Source organism: Hoeflea ulvae, from assembly GCF_026619435.1.
Classification (GTDB): domain Bacteria; phylum Pseudomonadota; class Alphaproteobacteria; order Rhizobiales; family Rhizobiaceae; genus Hoeflea; species Hoeflea ulvae.
The window spans coordinates 773,410-789,155 of the sequence record NZ_JAOVZQ010000001.1; the positions used below are offsets into that span (position 1 = coordinate 773,410).

At 59.5% G+C, this 15,746-nt stretch carries 11 protein-coding genes and 1 pseudogene; 7 read left to right on the top strand and 5 right to left on the bottom strand.

Annotated features, from left to right (window positions below; genetic code table 11):
• The first annotated feature begins 110 nt into the window (after positions 1-110).
• From OEG82_RS03800 to OEG82_RS03815, 4 genes are all read left to right on the top strand, one after another.
• Positions 111-503 (top strand): response regulator, encoded by a 393-nt coding sequence (locus OEG82_RS03800; RefSeq protein ID WP_267611146.1) that lies wholly within the window; start codon positions 111-113, stop codon positions 501-503.
• A 165-nt stretch (positions 504-668) separates the two neighbouring features.
• A complete protein-coding gene (locus OEG82_RS03805; protein WP_267611147.1) occupies positions 669-2,396 on the top strand; it encodes an FAD/NAD(P)-binding protein in 1,728 nt (575 codons plus the stop codon).
• A gap of 363 nt (positions 2,397-2,759) precedes the next feature.
• The gene (locus OEG82_RS03810; protein ID WP_267611148.1) at positions 2,760-4,598 is read left to right on the top strand and encodes a Z1 domain-containing protein; all 1,839 of its coding nucleotides are present in this window, start codon (positions 2,760-2,762) and stop codon (positions 4,596-4,598) included.
• Between the two features lie 457 nt (positions 4,599-5,055).
• Entirely contained in the window at positions 5,056-6,240 is a 1,185-nt protein-coding gene (locus OEG82_RS03815) for a class I SAM-dependent methyltransferase (protein ID WP_267611149.1), read from the top strand.
• A 958-nt stretch (positions 6,241-7,198) separates the two neighbouring features.
• Here OEG82_RS03815 and OEG82_RS03820 read toward each other — a convergent pair.
• From OEG82_RS03820 to OEG82_RS03830, 3 genes and pseudogenes are all read right to left on the bottom strand, one after another.
• A complete protein-coding gene (locus OEG82_RS03820) occupies positions 7,199-7,495 on the bottom strand; it encodes a helix-turn-helix domain-containing protein (RefSeq protein ID WP_425497531.1) in 297 nt (98 codons plus the stop codon).
• Positions 7,492-7,839: a type II toxin-antitoxin system RelE/ParE family toxin gene (locus OEG82_RS03825; RefSeq protein WP_267611150.1), complete on the bottom strand. Its 348-nt coding sequence runs from the start codon at positions 7,837-7,839 to the stop codon at positions 7,492-7,494. Before OEG82_RS03825 ends, OEG82_RS03820 begins: the two co-directional genes overlap by 4 nt.
• A gap of 53 nt (positions 7,840-7,892) precedes the next feature.
• Positions 7,893-9,483 (bottom strand): annotated as a pseudogene (locus OEG82_RS03830) (peptide chain release factor 3).
• 93 nt (positions 9,484-9,576) lie between these two features.
• Here OEG82_RS03830 and dut point away from each other — a divergent pair.
• From dut to cysK, 3 genes are all read left to right on the top strand, one after another.
• Positions 9,577-10,071, top strand: a complete 495-nt coding sequence (dut, locus tag OEG82_RS03835; RefSeq protein WP_267611151.1) for a dUTP diphosphatase — start codon at positions 9,577-9,579, stop codon at positions 10,069-10,071.
• Positions 10,068-11,072: a proline racemase family protein gene (locus tag OEG82_RS03840; protein ID WP_267611152.1), complete on the top strand. Its 1,005-nt coding sequence runs from the start codon at positions 10,068-10,070 to the stop codon at positions 11,070-11,072. The genes dut and OEG82_RS03840 overlap by 4 nt, the downstream gene beginning before the upstream one ends.
• Before the next feature lie 150 nt (positions 11,073-11,222).
• Positions 11,223-12,194, top strand: a complete 972-nt coding sequence (gene cysK, locus OEG82_RS03845; protein ID WP_267611153.1) for a cysteine synthase A — start codon at positions 11,223-11,225, stop codon at positions 12,192-12,194.
• An 84-nt stretch (positions 12,195-12,278) separates the two neighbouring features.
• Here the strand turns inward: cysK and OEG82_RS03850 are convergent, their stop codons facing one another.
• Both OEG82_RS03850 and OEG82_RS03855 read right to left on the bottom strand, forming a co-directional pair.
• A complete protein-coding gene (locus tag OEG82_RS03850) occupies positions 12,279-13,811 on the bottom strand; it encodes a YifB family Mg chelatase-like AAA ATPase (protein WP_267611154.1) in 1,533 nt (510 codons plus the stop codon).
• Positions 13,812-14,017: 206 nt separating this feature from the next.
• Complete coding sequence (locus OEG82_RS03855; protein WP_267611155.1) at positions 14,018-15,733, bottom strand: mechanosensitive ion channel family protein; 1,716 nt, start codon at positions 15,731-15,733, stop codon at positions 14,018-14,020.
• Positions 15,734-15,746 lie beyond the last annotated feature (13 nt).

Consider the following 15,746-nt stretch of genomic DNA (forward strand, 5'->3'; position numbering starts at 1 on the left):
ATAAAAAACTCGGTACAACCCACGGGCGCCCCTTGGTACGGCAGCGGACCGAAATCCTGCCGATGCGGAATAAGCGTAGGATATCCGTGTTTTAAACCCGAGACACGATGATGCATCACCACACGGGTCCGATCCTGATCCTGGAAGACCAGCCGCTGATCGCGCTCGACCTCGAGCAGCAGCTTGCGGCCGCGGGTTTCGACAACCTGACGCTGCTGACCTCCGGGGCCCAGGCCGAGGCCTGGCTCGGGCTGCACCGGCCCGATGCAGCGATCATCGACATCGCCCTGTGCGATGGTGACTGCACCGATGTCGCCCGCACCCTCCTGGTCCGCACCATCCCCTTCATCGTCCATTCCGGCAGCCCCGGGGATGGCGCCGATCCGGTGTTCGGACACGGCCGCTGGGTCGGCAAGCCGGCCCGTCCCGGCTATCTGGTCACCGAGCTGCAGATCGCGCTTGCCGCCTCCTGCGCCGCCCGCGTCGATTGCGACGGCAACTGAGCCACTGCAGTCGCACGCTTTTTTGCGGAACCGCGGCGGCTTGAGCGCGTTTCCTCCCTGATCCGCGATCCCGCCCCTTCGCCACCGCTCCGTTGCGACCGGCGGCAGGGCCCGCTTCGGATCTGCCTTTGAGACAGCATCCCACCCCAGCCAAGGCCTGACCCCGTGACCCCAGTTAAACTCGCCATCATCGGCGCCGGCCCCACCACCGTCTATCTGCTCAAGCATCTGATCGGCCGCGGCCAAAAGCTCGACATCGCCATCTATGAGGCGAGCCCCGAGGCCGGCAAGGGCATGCCCTATCGCGAGGACATCAACGCCGATTACATGCTCTGCAACGCCTTCAGCCGCGAGATCCCCGAACTCACCCGCCAGCTGATCGACTGGCTCGAAACCCGCCCGAAATACGAGCTCAGCGAATGGGAGCTCTCCGAGCACGACATCAGCGCCCGCGCCTTCTACCCCCGCGTGCTGATCGGCGAATTTTTGCACGACGAGTTCCACGCGCTGATCGACCATGCCCGCGCCACAGGCCACAAGATCACCCTGCACACCTCCACCCCGGTCACCGACATCGATGTCACGGCCACGCCGGGCCAGGCGCTGCTGCTCACCCGCGATGCCGCAGCCGACGCGCTGTTTGACGCCGTCATCATCGCCACCGGCCATTCCTGGCCAAAATCCCCGCATATCGATCAGGCCGATCTGCTCTCGCCCTGGCCCGCCACCCGGCTCGAAAGCCTCGAGGCCGGGCATATCGGCATTTTAGGCTCGTCGCTCTCGGCCATCGATGTCGTCGCAGCCCTTGGCCACGCCCACGGCACATTTGACGAATCCGGCGATCATGTCCGCTGGACCCCCAATGACGCGGCAAGCGGCTTGCGCATCACCATGGTCTCGCGCATGGGCATCATGCCCGAGGGCGATTTCTACTATCCCTTCCCCTACCAGCCGCTCGCCTGCATCACCCAGGCCGCCGTCAGCCGCGAAATCGAGCGCGGCAGCGACGGCCTGCTCGCTCGCGTCTTTGATCTGCTCTGCCAGGAGCTCGATCACGCCGACCCCGCCTATCTCGAAAATCTCGGCCCCGAGGCCCGCACCATCCCCGGCTTCAGCCAGGCCTATTTCCGCCACCGCCAACAGCTTGGCGGGCTCGAGGCTGTCGAGCGCGATTTTGCCAAAACCCGGCAATCGATGCGCAAGCGCCAGACCATTGCCCACCGCTATGCGCTGCTGCGCGGCCACGAGAATTTCGACGCCATCCTGCGCCGTCTTGATGAGGCCGACTGGAAACTGTTTCACGACGAGCTGATGCCGGTCTTTGCCGATTGCTACGCCGCAGTGCCGCATCTCTCGCTCAGCCGCATCATCGCCCTGCACCAGGCAGGCATCCTCACCCTCGTCGCCACCGGCGACGACGCCACATTCGAAAACACTGGCGAAACCGCCCCCGCCCAGCCCGAAACCGCCTTCGGCGGCCCTGCTGGCGAGCCCGAAACTGCCCAAAACACCTCAGGCGTCACCCCCGCCAAATCTGAAACAGCCAAGGCCGCCGCCGCCACCAAAACACCCGACGCCAAAACGCCTGACGCCATCCCCGGACCGGTAAAAGTCACAACCCCCGACGCCACCCATCATTTCGACATCATGATCGACGCCCGCGGCCAGCCCGCAGCCAGCCTCGACGACCTGCCCTTCACCACCCTGACCCGGACGCTCACCCCCCAAACCCTGCGCGCCCCCTTCAGGCTCGACCTCGAAACCCAAAACCCCGCAAAGATCTACTGCCTCGCCATGCCCCAACTCCTCGACCGCCACCCGTTCGCGCAAGGGCTGGTCAATGTCGCGGAACTGGCGGAGGTGGTGGCTGGGGATGTCTGTGGGGAGGGGTGAGGGGGCTTTGGTTAAGTAACCCTGGGCGCGGAACGGTATTTGGCACCTTCTGATTAACGACAACAATGCGCTTCCGATTAGACCTTCAACTTTTTACTAGGCAATTCTGAAAAGCAGTAATTCGATCAAAAAATTCGGGGATAACAGGAGGCAACCCTATTCGCATTCCTGGGAATTAATTGCGTTACTCTCCGGGTGCGTTTCAGGTGCCATACGAAAAAATTGAAATATAACTCATCAGGCGGCCGCTTTTGTATGCAAATCGGGATAGTTGTGTGCCCGTGAAAATAGCATTTTGTGTTTACATAATCGGATGGTTGCATGACAATGTTCTAAGACAGAATCAATGAGCGGGGACGATTTATGGATTGGGCGTCGATTGTCGGTGATATCGGAGGACAGCAATATCAAAGCCGTCTCGAAAAACTTAACGCCAATAAGATTGATACTCGTTCAATTGAAGATACCGTTGAGAAGACTATCACGAACCTTCAGACAAGCGGATGTCGCTCTTTTGTAGTCTTCGGCGAGCCGCAAAGTGGCAAGACCGAAATGATGATTGCGCTGAACGCGCGCTTGTTGGACGAGGGTGCGGGAGTAATTGTCAACCTTCTTACAGATAGCATTGATCTTCTTGATCAAAGCCTTTCACGCTTCCGAGCATCCGGCCTAAGCCCGTCGCCAAAGCAATTTAGTGAGCTTCCGCATAATGCGAAGGATCTTGGGAAGAAGAAATGGGTCATTTTCTCAAAGAAGAACGCACGGGATCTTGAGAAATTAATTACACTTCTTCGTGCGCGGAATGATATAATCGTTATTGATGACGAGGCGGACTTCGCTTCTCCAAATGCAAAAATTAACAATAACGATAAGACAACAATTAACCGCCTTATTCATGATCTCATTGGTAAAGAAGGTCAATATATTGGAGTTACTGCAACGCCTGCTCGCCTAAATTTAAATAACACATTCGAGAATGACAGTGAGTTGTGGGTAGATTTTCTTCCGCATCCTTATTACGTAGGTCAAGATTACTTCTTTCCAACGGATGGACTGGTGAGTTATCGGTTGCATACATTTAACGCTCATGAAGGATCAGAGCGATCTGAACTGAAAAACGCAATCCTCCATTTTCTCTGCGGTGTCGCTGAGCAACACCAACGGGGACATAACCAAAATTTCACTATGCTTGTCCACGCCAGCGGTAAAAAGGACGAACACGAGAACGACATTGGTGTAATTGAAAAAACAATTAACACATTGGCGGACCCCAACCATTCTGGTTTTAAGAATATCGTTGCAAAACTCGAAAAGATAGCTCCTGAATACTCGGCGACTCATCCAAAGTTGATCGTAGAGTTTGTCTTGCGAAATATCGACCGTCACGCGATTATAGAGATCAACTCCAAGGGAAGGAGCGGAAAGGTATCGGATATCGCGAAGCCAACAAGCCTTTTTTCTTTCGGCGCAGGAGGCAATATTATTTCTAGGGGAGTCACGTTTGACAATCTCCTATCTATGTATTTTACGCGCGCTGTTAAAGGTAAATTCTCTCAAGATACTTATATTCAACGGGCTCGGATGTTCGGTTCGCGTGAAGATTATAAGGAATACTTCCAGCTTTGGATTCCAGATGAGCTTCTTGCAAATTGGAGCAAATGTTTCGCGTTCCACAAACTGGCAATTCAGGCGATGAGAAGCAAGGCTGGGGCGCCAGTCTGGTTGGCCGATCACAAAACGACACCAACTGCAGCAAACTCCATCGACAAATCTACTGTGGATTTCGAAGGTGGAGAAATGTCTTTTGGGCTCTTCGCTTTTGACAAATCGAAATACGACGACTTGATGGGAAGGAACGGCAGGACTAACGAAGTGATGCTGGACGCTATCCGCGCCGAGATGGGAGAAAGCGAATTCCCAGATTATTTATTCGATTACCTGAGACACGACTTGAAAGCTGCCCGAGCCTCGATATCCTTTCATCCGTCTAGCGGCTTTGGTGTTGCAGCGAAAACCTACACGAACGAAGAGATCGAAAGTATCCGCCGTAAGAAAGGTATATTCGCGACGAACGAATTTGGTCGAAGCGAAATCCCCACGGCAAAACACCACCTCAAAATTTTCACAAATAATCGTGGCAAAGCCCGCTTGTTTTACAAAATCAACGGGAATGCCGTAAAATTCGTTCAAAATAAAAAATGATTACCGACGCGTCTAGATATTACGGGTGCGTGCTGCACGTGATAACTGATTGGAGTCAGGAGCACGTCAGTGTCCAAAGATTGTTCACCGACACGCCTGGGTTCTATCTAGTGAATCATGCGTTGCCTCTCTATGTGAAGTACTCGACAAGCCGGAAAGGGCCATGGGCGTTTAATTTTCACGCTGGGCACCAAGAATCCCAGAAAAAGCTTTTTTCTGAGTATGGTGAATGTGTCACTGCATTTGTATGCGGCCGTGACGGGATTGCTGCATTGCCGTATACGGAAATGCGGAAGGTGCTTGACGAAAATTTCGAACTTCAAGAGGGTGTTTCGATACGTCGGCGTCACAATCAAATGTACCAGATAAAGGGACATGATGGAACGCTTGATAGACGCGTATCCAGAAACAGCCTACCGGAAATACTAAATAGCCACATAGAAAAGTTTGTAAGTCGATGAAGCATATTCACCCTTTCCCGGCACGTATGGCGCCAGAAATTGCTCTCTACAAGATTCAAATGATGTCACCCGGTGACACAATTTTGGATCCAATGGCTGGCTCGGGCATGGTGTTGTCCCAAGCTGCTCGAAATGGTGTCAGAGCCGTTGGTATAGATATGGACCCGCTTGCCGAACTTATTGCGAGGGTTGGGGCTACACCGGTCAATGAAAAAGAGGTGACAAGTGCACTGGAAATGCTTCTGGAAGAATGCTCGAGAACCAGCGACACCGTTTGCCTACCATGGATGGACGAGCACCAAGAAACTTCGGACTTTGCAGAATTCTGGTTTGCTCCGATGCAGCGCAGGCAACTACGGAAGCTTTCGTTTAACCTCATCGTGAATCCAATTCCAGTTTCCGCGCATGTCGCCGATATTTTAAAGGTCGCCCTGTCGAGATTGATAGTAACAAAGGAACCCAAGGCATCCTTAGCAAGAGATACGGCTCATAGTCGTCCACATAGAACAATCATAGAAAATAGCTTTGATATATTGGCGGCACTGCCGGCGTCGCTTGCTCACATTCTTAGTGCTCTTGATGCCGATGGTATCGAAGTTCCCGCCCAAACGCACCTCGGTGATGCAAGAAATCTTACCGTCGTTGAAAATGACTCGATCGACTGTATCGTTACATCTCCTCCGTATTTAAATGCCATCGATTACATGCGTGGACATCGATTGTCGCTTGTTTGGTTAGGTTATGACCTGGTGAGGTTGCGAAGTATTCGATCAACATCAATTGGTGCAGAAAGAGCTCTCAATGTCAGTTTAGCTACGGATTTTGATGTATTACTAGCACAGCTGGGATTAGCCGAGCTAAATCTAAAAAATAAAAGGATGTTGGATAGATACTTCGTTGATCTGACCGCTCAGACTAAAGAGGCGTATCGAGTTTTAAAACCCGGAGCAATCGGGACCTATGTAATCGGAAATTCAACGATACGCGGGACATACGTCCAAAATAGTGAGCTATTGAAGCGGGCAGCGATGTTGGCGGGTTTCATTGTCGTCAACGAGACAGAACGAGAAATCCCTAACCACCGAAGGTATATGCCCATGTTTGGGCAGGCCGGAAACAGCCTTGCAAGCCGTATGCGAACGGAACATGTCGTCGATTTTCAGAAGCCAAAAGTTCAATAGAAAATATGGGCAGTTTATCCAGAAGTTTTCCCCGAAGGCGAAGTTTCCAAGGCCTTCAAGCGATAGGTCACCCCTCCTACGCGATCAGTAAATGGTATTCATCGATCAAAGCCAATTTACCTGTCTCGATGTAGAATTCCACAAAAATAAAGCTTGAAGCGGACAGACCACTATCGGCCGCACCTTAGTTTCTTATCGAAGACGGAGCAAAAGGCGCGTTCTCCCAATATGGACATTTGCCGCAGAATTCCAATTAATCAATAAGGTCTGGAGGTTGTGCGGTCCCTCCATAAGGCCCCCCAAAATATCCCCCAAAATTTCCACACCCTTTGCCCCCATGCGATACTTCCTCCACCTTCCGTTCACACGGATGGCCGGGGCCTACGGAACCCTGGTTGGCGGAAGGCGGTGAGTTTTGCGGCGCGGAGCCGAATCGCGTTGGCAAAAGCTTGCGGAGGAAACACCCCGGCGGGCGTTTTGGCGGGGCAGATCACAGGGATCTGCACGTTGAACCGCACAGACCCACCGCCGGAACCGGAGCCTGCTGGTCCGCGCCAGCACCGGCGGCGTCAGCTTTGACGCCGGTCCTGACAAGGCCTGAATGCGCTGGACGGTATTGAGACCGGGAGCGGTTCGGGCACAGGCGGGTTCGGTCGCCGGTACGGCCGAACACAACGAAACCGCCAGGGACTGTCGTGAGACCTTCGTCATTCGGATGCCCGCCCGTGCCCGGAAGGCAGGGGCGCCATCACTGGCGGGGCGCGGGCGACTGCGCCAAACCACCACCTCTTTCTCACGGGCCTGTCGCCCGTGCCCCGCAATCCGGATGTTTTCAACCCGGATGCCAGACACTCCCAAACCCTCGGCGGCACCAGGCCGCGCGCGGACTTTTCGGCGTGTCTGCTCGTCAGCGGAGCCGCGGCCCAGCCGCCCCGGGCCGGCTCAGCCGGTCAGCCGCTCAGGCCAGTTCAATGCGCAAGGTGCGCCCCACGGCGCTGGCCGCGCGCCGCAGCGTATCCAGCGTTACCGACGAGCTTGCCGGGTCAAGCAGACGGTCAAGCTGGCGACGGCTGGTTTTCATCCGCGCCGCCATCGCGGTCTTGCTGATGCCCTGCTCTTTCATCGCTTCCGCCAGCTGGCCAGCGATGATCTCCTTGATGGCGCGGTCTTCGCAGTCCTCAAGCATGCCCTGGCTGGAAAGGAATTCGTCAAATGTCTCCTCGCTCACACCACTCTTCTCGCTGTCTTGCATCATTCAATCTCCTTCATGCGGCTGCGGGCAAGGTCGATATCCGGTTTCGGCGTCTTTTGGGTTTTCTTGATGAAACCGTGCAGCAGGATCATCTCGCTTTCGCGCATGCAAAAGATCACCCGCGCAATGCGATTGCTCTTAAGGCTGCTGCGCACTTCCCACAGCGCCTGGCCCAGCGGCGCGCAATGCGGCCGTCCCAACGGCCAGCCGAATTCCACCTTCTGGATGTCCTTGCCAATCGTGCGCCGGTCATCGGTGCCGAGTTCGAGCAGCCAGTCACGTACCGGATGGCGCCCCGCTGCCGATTGGTAAAACCGGGCAGCAAGCTTCTTTGACCGATCCATCATGGCTGTGAGATTGTGCCAATTATGGCACGTTCCGTCAAGCCAAATATGTCCGCTCAGGCCGCCTTGGCGACGTGATATTCCTTGATCGCCACCATGTCGATCTGCTTCCAGCGGTCCGATTCATAGCCGAGCGAGAACTGGTCGGCGGCCAGGAACACCGGGTCGCCGTCGAGATCGCGGGCGATGTCGCCGCGATGGCTGGTGACAAAGCGGTCGAGCTCGGTCCTGTCGGCGGCGGAAATCCAGCGGCAGACCGAAAACCGCGCCATTTCGAAACTCACCGGCAGGCCATATTCGGCCGACAACCGTTCCTTCAGCACGTCGAGCTGCAGCGCGCCGACCACGCCGACAATCGCCGGCGATCCATCCTCGGGCGAAAACAGCTGCACCACGCCTTCCTCGGCCATCTGCTGCAGCGCCTCCTTCAGCTTTTTGGCCTTCATCGCATCCTCGAGCCTGACCCGGCGCAGGATTTCCGGCGCAAAGTTCGGCACCCCCTGGAACACCAGCGCCTCGCCCTCGGTCAGCGTGTCGCCGATCCGAAGCGTGCCGTGATTGGGAATGCCGACCACGTCGCCGGCATAGGCCGTGTCGGCAATCTGCCGCTGCGAGGCAAAGAAGAATTGTGGCGCCGACAGGCTCAGCGGCTTGCCGGTGCGCGCCAGCCGCGCCTTCATGCCGCGCTCCAGCGTGCCCGAACAGACCCGCACGAAGGCGATCCGGTCGCGGTGATTGGGGTCCATGTTTGCACTGGATCTTGAACACAAACGCCGTCATTTTCGGGTCGGTCGCTTCCACCGTCCGGGTGTCGGCAACTTGCGCCCGGGGCGGCGGCGCCAGCTCGCCCAGCGCATTGATCAGGTCGCGCACGCCGAAATTTTTGAGAGCCGAGCCGAAATAGACCGGCGTCAGATGCCCTTCGCGAAAGCTTTCCAGATCAAACGGTTTGCAGGCCTCCACCGCCAGGCTCGCCTCCTCGATGAAGGTGGCTCGCTCGTTCTCCGGCAGCAGCCCTGCCACCTGGTCCGATTCCGGCCCGTTCACCGGCGTCAGCCCGGTCTCGCTGTCGGATTTGCGGATCGCCGATTTCGCCAGATGATAGGTGCCCGAAAACGACCGCCCCTGACCGATCGGCCAGGTCATCGGCGCGCAATCGAGCGCCAGCTTCTGCTCGACCTCGTCCAGGAGCTCGAACGGGTTGAGCGCCTCGCGGTCCATCTTGTTGATGAAGGTGATGATTGGGATGTCGCGGAGCCGGCAGACCTCGAACAGCTTCAGCGTCCGCGGCTCGATGCCCTTGGCCGCGTCGATCACCATCACCGCCGCGTCCACCGCCGTCAGCGTCCGGTATGTATCATCGGCAAAGTCCTCATGCCCCGGCGTATCCAGCAGATTGAACACATGCCCGCCATACTCGAAGGTCATCACCGAGGTGACCACCGAGATGCCGCGCTCGCGCTCGATCTTCATCCAGTCCGACCGGGTCTGGATCCGGTCTTTCTTGGCCTTCACCTCGCCGGCCAGTTGGATCGCGCCGCCGAACAGCAAAAGTTTTTCGGTCAGCGTCGTCTTGCCGGCGTCCGGGTGCGAGATGATGGCGAAGGTGCGACGGCGGCCGACCTCCTCGGCAAGTGTATCGGGCATCGGTGGCGAATTCCTGTTGATGGCGCTGCCTTCTAACCGCTTGCCGCCCGCCATGCAATTGACCTTGGCCCGCCAAGGGTAAAAGCTCGCGCCATGACCCAGCCCGTTTCCCCGTCCCGGCCCGTCCCGGAGTCCACCCCGGAGCTCAGGATTGTCCGCCTGCCGCATGGAGAAGGCCTCGATCTGCCGGCCTATGAAACCCCGGGGTCCGCCGGCATGGATTTGCGCGCCGCCGTCGAAGACAATGCCCCGCTGACGCTTGCACCCGGCGGTCGTTTTGCGGTGCCCACCGGCCTGGTCATGGAAATCCCCTTTGGCTTTGAAGGCCAGGTCCGGCCGCGCTCCGGGCTGGCGCTCAAATCCGGCATCACCTGCCTCAACACCCCCGGCACCATCGACAGCGACTACCGCGGCGAGGTCAAGGTGATCCTCGCCAATCTCGGCGCCGAGCCCTTCACCGTCAGCCGCGGCATGCGCATCGCCCAGCTGGTCATCGCCCCGGTGGTGCAGGCCCGGTTGGTTCTCGAAGACACGCTCAGCCAGACCGCCCGCGGCGCCGGCGGTTTCGGTTCAACCGGCGCGTTATGAGCGGCGCTCTCACAGTCACCGACATGCACACCGGCGGCGAGCCGCTGCGCATTGTCAACGGTGGTTATCCCGATCTGCCCAAGGGCACCATCCTCGAAAAGCGTGCTTTTGTCCGTGATCATCTCGATCATCTCAGAAAAGTCCTGATGTTCGAGCCGCGCGGGCACGCAGACATGTATGGCGCGCTGCTGGTCGAGCCGGACCTGCCCGGCGCCGATCTGGCGGTGCTGTTCATGCACAATGAGGGCTATTCCACCATGTGCGGCCACGCCATTGTGGCGCTCGGCCGCTATGCGGTGGATCAGGGCCTGGTGCCGCCCGGTGAACAGGTGACAATCGTCAATATCGAATGCCCCTGCGGCCTGGTCCGCGCTGAAGTCACCATGCATGATGGCAAGGCTGCCGAGGTCAGTTTTGAGAGCGTGCCGTCATTCCTGTTTGCCCGCGACAAGGCTATGACGCTGGGCCATTGGGGCAAGATCAGTTTCGACATCGCCTATGGCGGCGCGTTCTATGCGCTGGCCGACGCGCGCCAGTTCGGGCTGAAATTCGGCCGTGATCCGGTGGCAGGCTTTGTCGATGCTGCCGATGCGCTGACCCGGGAAATTCAGAAAACCATTCAACTCAGCCACCCCGACGCCGATGATCTGGCCTTTCTCTATGGCACCATCCTCACCGATGGCCGCGACGCCTGGTCGGATCAGCCGACCCGCAATATCTGTGTCTTTGCCGATCGCCAGGTCGACCGCTCGCCCACCGGCTCCGGCGTTACCGCACGACTTGCCGCCATGCGTGCCCGCGGCCAGATCGCCATCGGCCAGGCTCGGATCTTTGAAAGCATCATCGGCAGCCGCTTTTCGGGCGCGGTCGCCTCGCTGACCACCTGCGGGCCGCACGCAGCCATCACCGCGCGGGTCTCGGGCCGGGCGTTCTATTTCGGCAAGGCCGAATTCATCGTCGAGGATGACGATGCGCTGGCGGGTGGTTTTCTCGTCCGCTGAGCCTGGTGTTGGTTTTTCCCAGAAAGAATTTCCACACCCGCATCGGGCAGGGGTATTATTTTGCGTCTGTGGTCATCGCCGTTGAGCGCAATGACTGGCCCGGCTGTCGTGCGGCGTCTACAGTCACGGCAACCAACAAGGAGTTCTGTGATGTCCGAACATTCAGCTGAAACGCCCGGTCGCGGCCGCATTTACGATTCGATCATCGACACTGTCGGCAACACGCCGATCGTCCGGCTCTCCAAGCTGGCGGCTGCCGATGGCGTCAAGGCCGAGCTTCTGGCCAAGCTCGAATTCTTCAATCCGCTCGCCTCTGTCAAGGACCGCATCGGCGTTGCCATGATCGAGGCGCTCGAAGCCGAAGGCCGGATCGCGCCGGGCAAGACCACATTGATCGAGCCGACATCGGGCAACACCGGCATCGCGCTGGCCTTTGCCGCTGCCGCCAAGGGCTACCGGCTGATCCTGACCATGCCTGAAACCATGTCGATCGAGCGCCGCAAGATGCTGGCCCTGCTCGGCGCCGAGCTGGTGCTGACCGAAGGCCCCAAGGGCATGAAGGGCGCCATCGCCGGGGCCGAGGAATTACTCGGCGAGATCGCTGACTCGGTAATGCCGCAGCAGTTCGAAAACGCTGCCAATCCGGAGATCCACCGCAAGACCACCGCAGAGGAAATCTGGAACGACACCAAGGGCGGCATCGATATTCTGGTCTCCGGCATCGGCACCGGGGGTACCATCACCGGCGTCGGCCAGGTGCTGAAGGCCAGGAAACCCGGCGTGCAGATCGTCGCCGTCGAACCGGCCGATTCCCCGGTGCTGTCGGGCGGCAATCCCGGACCGCACAAGATCCAGGGCATCGGCGCCGGTTTCGCGCCGGCTATTCTCGACACCGCCATCTATGACGAGGTTGCAAAGGTGACCAATGACGAAGCCTTTGAGATGGCCCGCCGGGTGGCCAAGCTGGAAGGCCTGCCGGTTGGCATTTCCTCGGGTGCGGCTCTCGCTGCCGCCGTCAAGATCGGTCAGCGCCCGGAAAATGCCGGCAAGCAGATCGTGGTCATCATCCCGTCCTTTGCTGAACGCTATCTGTCGACGGCGCTGTTTGACGGTCTTGGCTGAGGCGCAATTGCGCTTCAGTCCGAGGGCTCGCCGTTTCGCCGAACCGGCGGGCTCACCCGGAGCGCTCCGCGCGTGTGACGCGGCTTAAGCCGCCTGCGTTACCCGTTCCGCCGCGATCCGGTAGGAGATCGCCTCGGCGAGGTGGATCCGGCCGACGGTCTCGATGCCGTCGAGATCGGCGAGTGTCCGCGCCACCTTGAGAATGCGGTGATAGGCGCGGGCCGAAAACCGCATCTTTTCGGCCGCATCGCTCAGCAGCGCCTGTCCGCCGGCATCAGGCCGGGCCACCTGTTCGACCATCGATGTCGAGCATTGCGAATTGGTGCGGATATCGGGCCGGCCAAGCTCGCGGTAGCGGGCCTGCTGCATTGTCCGGGCCGCCGCAACCCGGGCCGCCACATCGGCGCTTTGTTCCGCCGGTTGCGGCCTGATCAGATCCTGGGCGGTCACCGCAGGCACATCGATGCGGATGTCGATCCGGTCCATCAGCGGGCCCGAGATGCGGCCCTGATAATCCGTCTGGCAGCGCGGTCCACGGGCGCAGGAATGCCCCGGCTCGCCAGCCATGCCGCAACGGCAGGGGTTCATCGCCGCGATCAGCTGGATATTGGCGGGATAGCTGACGCGATGATTGGCCCGGGCAATGACGCTCTCGCCATTTTCCAGCGGTTGCCTCAGCGAATCCAGCACCTGCGGGGTGAACTCGGGAAACTCGTCGAGAAACAGGATGCCGTTATGCGCCAGCGACACCTCGCCCGGCCGGGCCCGCAGGCCGCCGCCGACCATCGCCGCCATCGAGGCCGAATGATGCGGCGCGCGAAACGGCCGTCGGTCCGACAATTTGCCGCCGGCCAGTTGCCCGGCGATGGAGTGGATCATCGAGACCTCGAGAAGTTCGGGCGGCGACAGCGGCGGCAGGATCGATGGCAGCCGGGCTGCCAGCATCGATTTGCCCGATCCGGGAGGTCCGACCATCAGCAGATTATGCCCGCCCGCCGCAGCCACCTCGAGCGCCCGCTTGGCGGTTTCCTGGCCCTTGATATCGGACAGGTCCGGCATGTCGGCGGGGGCCGCCCGCATCGCCGGCACCGGGCGCGACAGCACCTGCGTGCCGCGAAAATGATTGGCCATCGCGATCAGCGAGCGCGGCGCCAGAATGTCGATATCGGCCCCGGCCCAGGCCGCCTCCGGTCCGCTGCCCGACGGGCAGATCAGGCCCTTGCCAAGCGCATTGGCGCCGATCGCGGCGGGCAGGGCGCCGGAAACGCTGGCGATGGTGCCGTCGAGCGAGAGTTCGCCCAACACCACGTAACCGTCCAGCGCATCGCCGGGGATAGCTCCCAGCGCCGCCATGAGTCCCAGCGCGATCGGCAGGTCGAAATGCGAGCCTTCCTTGGGCAGATCGGCCGGTGCCAGATTGACGGTGACTTTCTTGGCCGGCAGCGCCAGGCCGGAAGCATGAAGGGCGGCCTGCACCCGCTCGCGGCTTTCGGCCACCGCCTTGTCCGGCAATCCGACGATGTGCATGTTGACCTTGCCCGGCGCCACCATCACCTGGACGTCGACCGGCACCGCCTCGATGCCCTGGAATGAAACCGTGCTGACCCGTGCAACCATGCTCCTGCCCCTGTGTGCTGCGCAAGGCGGATCCCGGCAATGCCCGTCATGCGCGATCAAGGTTGAATTGAAACACGATATCTGGAATAAAACAAGAACAAGAAGGAAACAAAATACACCAATAGCGCGTTTCCGGTTGTGCCCGGTTGTGCGAGGAGAACCTGTGTGTTGCGGATTTGCGCCAGGAGGCCGGGACTGGAACCAGTTCAGGGCCCTTCCACGCCGGGCCGGTCGCTGTCCTGGTCCTCGTTTGTCCGCGTGGTGAAATCGGAGATCCTGCTTTCGCGCTCGGCCGGCAGATACTGCATGCCCTCGCTGCGTTCCAGTTCGAGCTCTCTCGCCGCCTTGAGCATGGCTTCGCGCAACTCGCATTCCATGGTCCAGGCGGTCAGCGGTTCCTCTGCCGTGGCGTAAAAGCCCACAACCATGCCGGTCGCATCATGGTCGACCACGAGCACCCGCGCACCGTCCTTGTCGATGACCTTGTCATCGCTTTCCACAAACTGCTGGAAGCGGGCCCGCAAGGCATCGACATCGGCGCTGTGATGCAGCCGCAGCCGGACAACCTTGGTCATTGTCGGGTCGCGCTTGGTCCAGTTTTCAAACGGTTCGGACACGAAATAGGTCACCGGCACGATGAGGCGGCGCTTGTCCCAGGTCTTCAGCTGCACATAGGTGAAATTAATCTTCTCGACATAGCACCAGCGGTTTTCGAAATAGAGCGAATCCCCGACAGCCGCCGTCTTCGAGATCGCGATCTGCAGGCTGGCCATGATGTTGCTCAGCGCCGAACGCGCCGCATAGGCCAGGATCAGCGTCACCACCCCGGCCGAGCCGATCAGCGCCACGCCGGTGGTGGCGAAAAGGTTGATCTGGGTCATCAGCAGGCCGGCGGCAAACACCACCGCCAGCACGATGCCGATGCGGCGAAAGGCGGAGAGATTGGTCTGAAACGCCCGCATCTCGCGGTTTTCGGGTTTCTCCAGCTCGGCAATGTCCCGGATCAGGGTGCGTTCGAGGATCATGTCGATGGTCTGGACGAACACGGTCAGTCCGCCGCCCAAAAGGACCAGCAGCATCAGCGGCCCGAGAAAGGTGTCTATGGTGGCCGAGAACACGAACAAATGCCGTTGCACAAGATAGGCCACGATTGCACCGGTCAGCACCGCCAGCGACAGCGCGAGCCGTCCGAGCAGGCGGCCGGAAAAGCGCGGTGCCAGCCGCTGTCCGGCGTCGCGCAGCAGGCGGTAGACACACCAGCCCGCCAGAAGCGAGCTGATCAGCAATACGGGTATGGCGATCACTTGCCAGGCGGCCAGCCCGGCGGTGACCTGCTGGCGCGCCCAGTCCGGCAATGAGCGTTCGAGCCAGCTCTCGCCATAGAGCCTGTCCAGCGCCGGCAGATTGTCGACCGTCTGCGCTGCAAACACCCAGACGGGATCGCCACCCGCCGGTTTGACGCGTTCCAGCCGGATCGGAACCGGACGGTCATCAAGATCGATCAGTGCCAGCCGGATCGATCGTCGCGGCTCACCCGCCAGCAGCTCCTTGGGGCTTGCCGTGACATCCAGCCCGTCGCGCCTGTCAGGTATGTCTTCCCATTTCAGCCAGACCTTGCGGTTGAGAATCTGCTCGAGCTGACGCGCCCGCTCGGCGCCGACGCTGGACTGCCTTTCCGGTTCGATTGCGCCGAGATCAAGCAGGTGCGCCGCTGCCGCGTAGTTCCCGGCCCGGCTGTGATGAAGAAAGCTCTCGACAGTTGCCTGCGGAGTATCCCGGTCGATGCGGACGGTGTCGACGAGACCGGGATTGAGGGGCCCGGTTTCGAAATAGGCATCCGCGGTCCCGTTTTGCTGGGCCTGCGCTGCGCCGGCAAAACCGGCACACCACCCCAACAAAACCAGAATTGCTGTTGCCGCCACACGCCGCATCGTC

Bases quoted from the DNA above. Each gene is read 5' to 3' on its own strand.
- OEG82_RS03800 (WP_267611146.1), top strand. From the start codon at position 111: ATGCATCACCACACGGGTCCGATCCTGATCCTGGAAGACCAGCCGCTG.
- OEG82_RS03810 (WP_267611148.1), top strand. From the start codon at position 2,760: ATGGATTGGGCGTCGATTGTCGGTGATATCGGAGGACAGCAATATCAA.
- OEG82_RS03815 (WP_267611149.1), top strand. From the start codon at position 5,056: ATGAAGCATATTCACCCTTTCCCGGCACGTATGGCGCCAGAAATTGCT.
- OEG82_RS03820 (WP_425497531.1), bottom strand. From the start codon at position 7,495: ATGATGCAAGACAGCGAGAAGAGTGGTGTGAGCGAGGAGACATTTGAC.
- OEG82_RS03825 (WP_267611150.1), bottom strand. From the start codon at position 7,839: ATGATGGATCGGTCAAAGAAGCTTGCTGCCCGGTTTTACCAATCGGCA.
- dut (WP_267611151.1), top strand. From the start codon at position 9,577: ATGACCCAGCCCGTTTCCCCGTCCCGGCCCGTCCCGGAGTCCACCCCG.
- OEG82_RS03840 (WP_267611152.1), top strand. From the start codon at position 10,068: ATGAGCGGCGCTCTCACAGTCACCGACATGCACACCGGCGGCGAGCCG.
- cysK (WP_267611153.1), top strand. From the start codon at position 11,223: ATGTCCGAACATTCAGCTGAAACGCCCGGTCGCGGCCGCATTTACGAT.
- OEG82_RS03850 (WP_267611154.1), bottom strand. From the start codon at position 13,811: ATGGTTGCACGGGTCAGCACGGTTTCATTCCAGGGCATCGAGGCGGTG.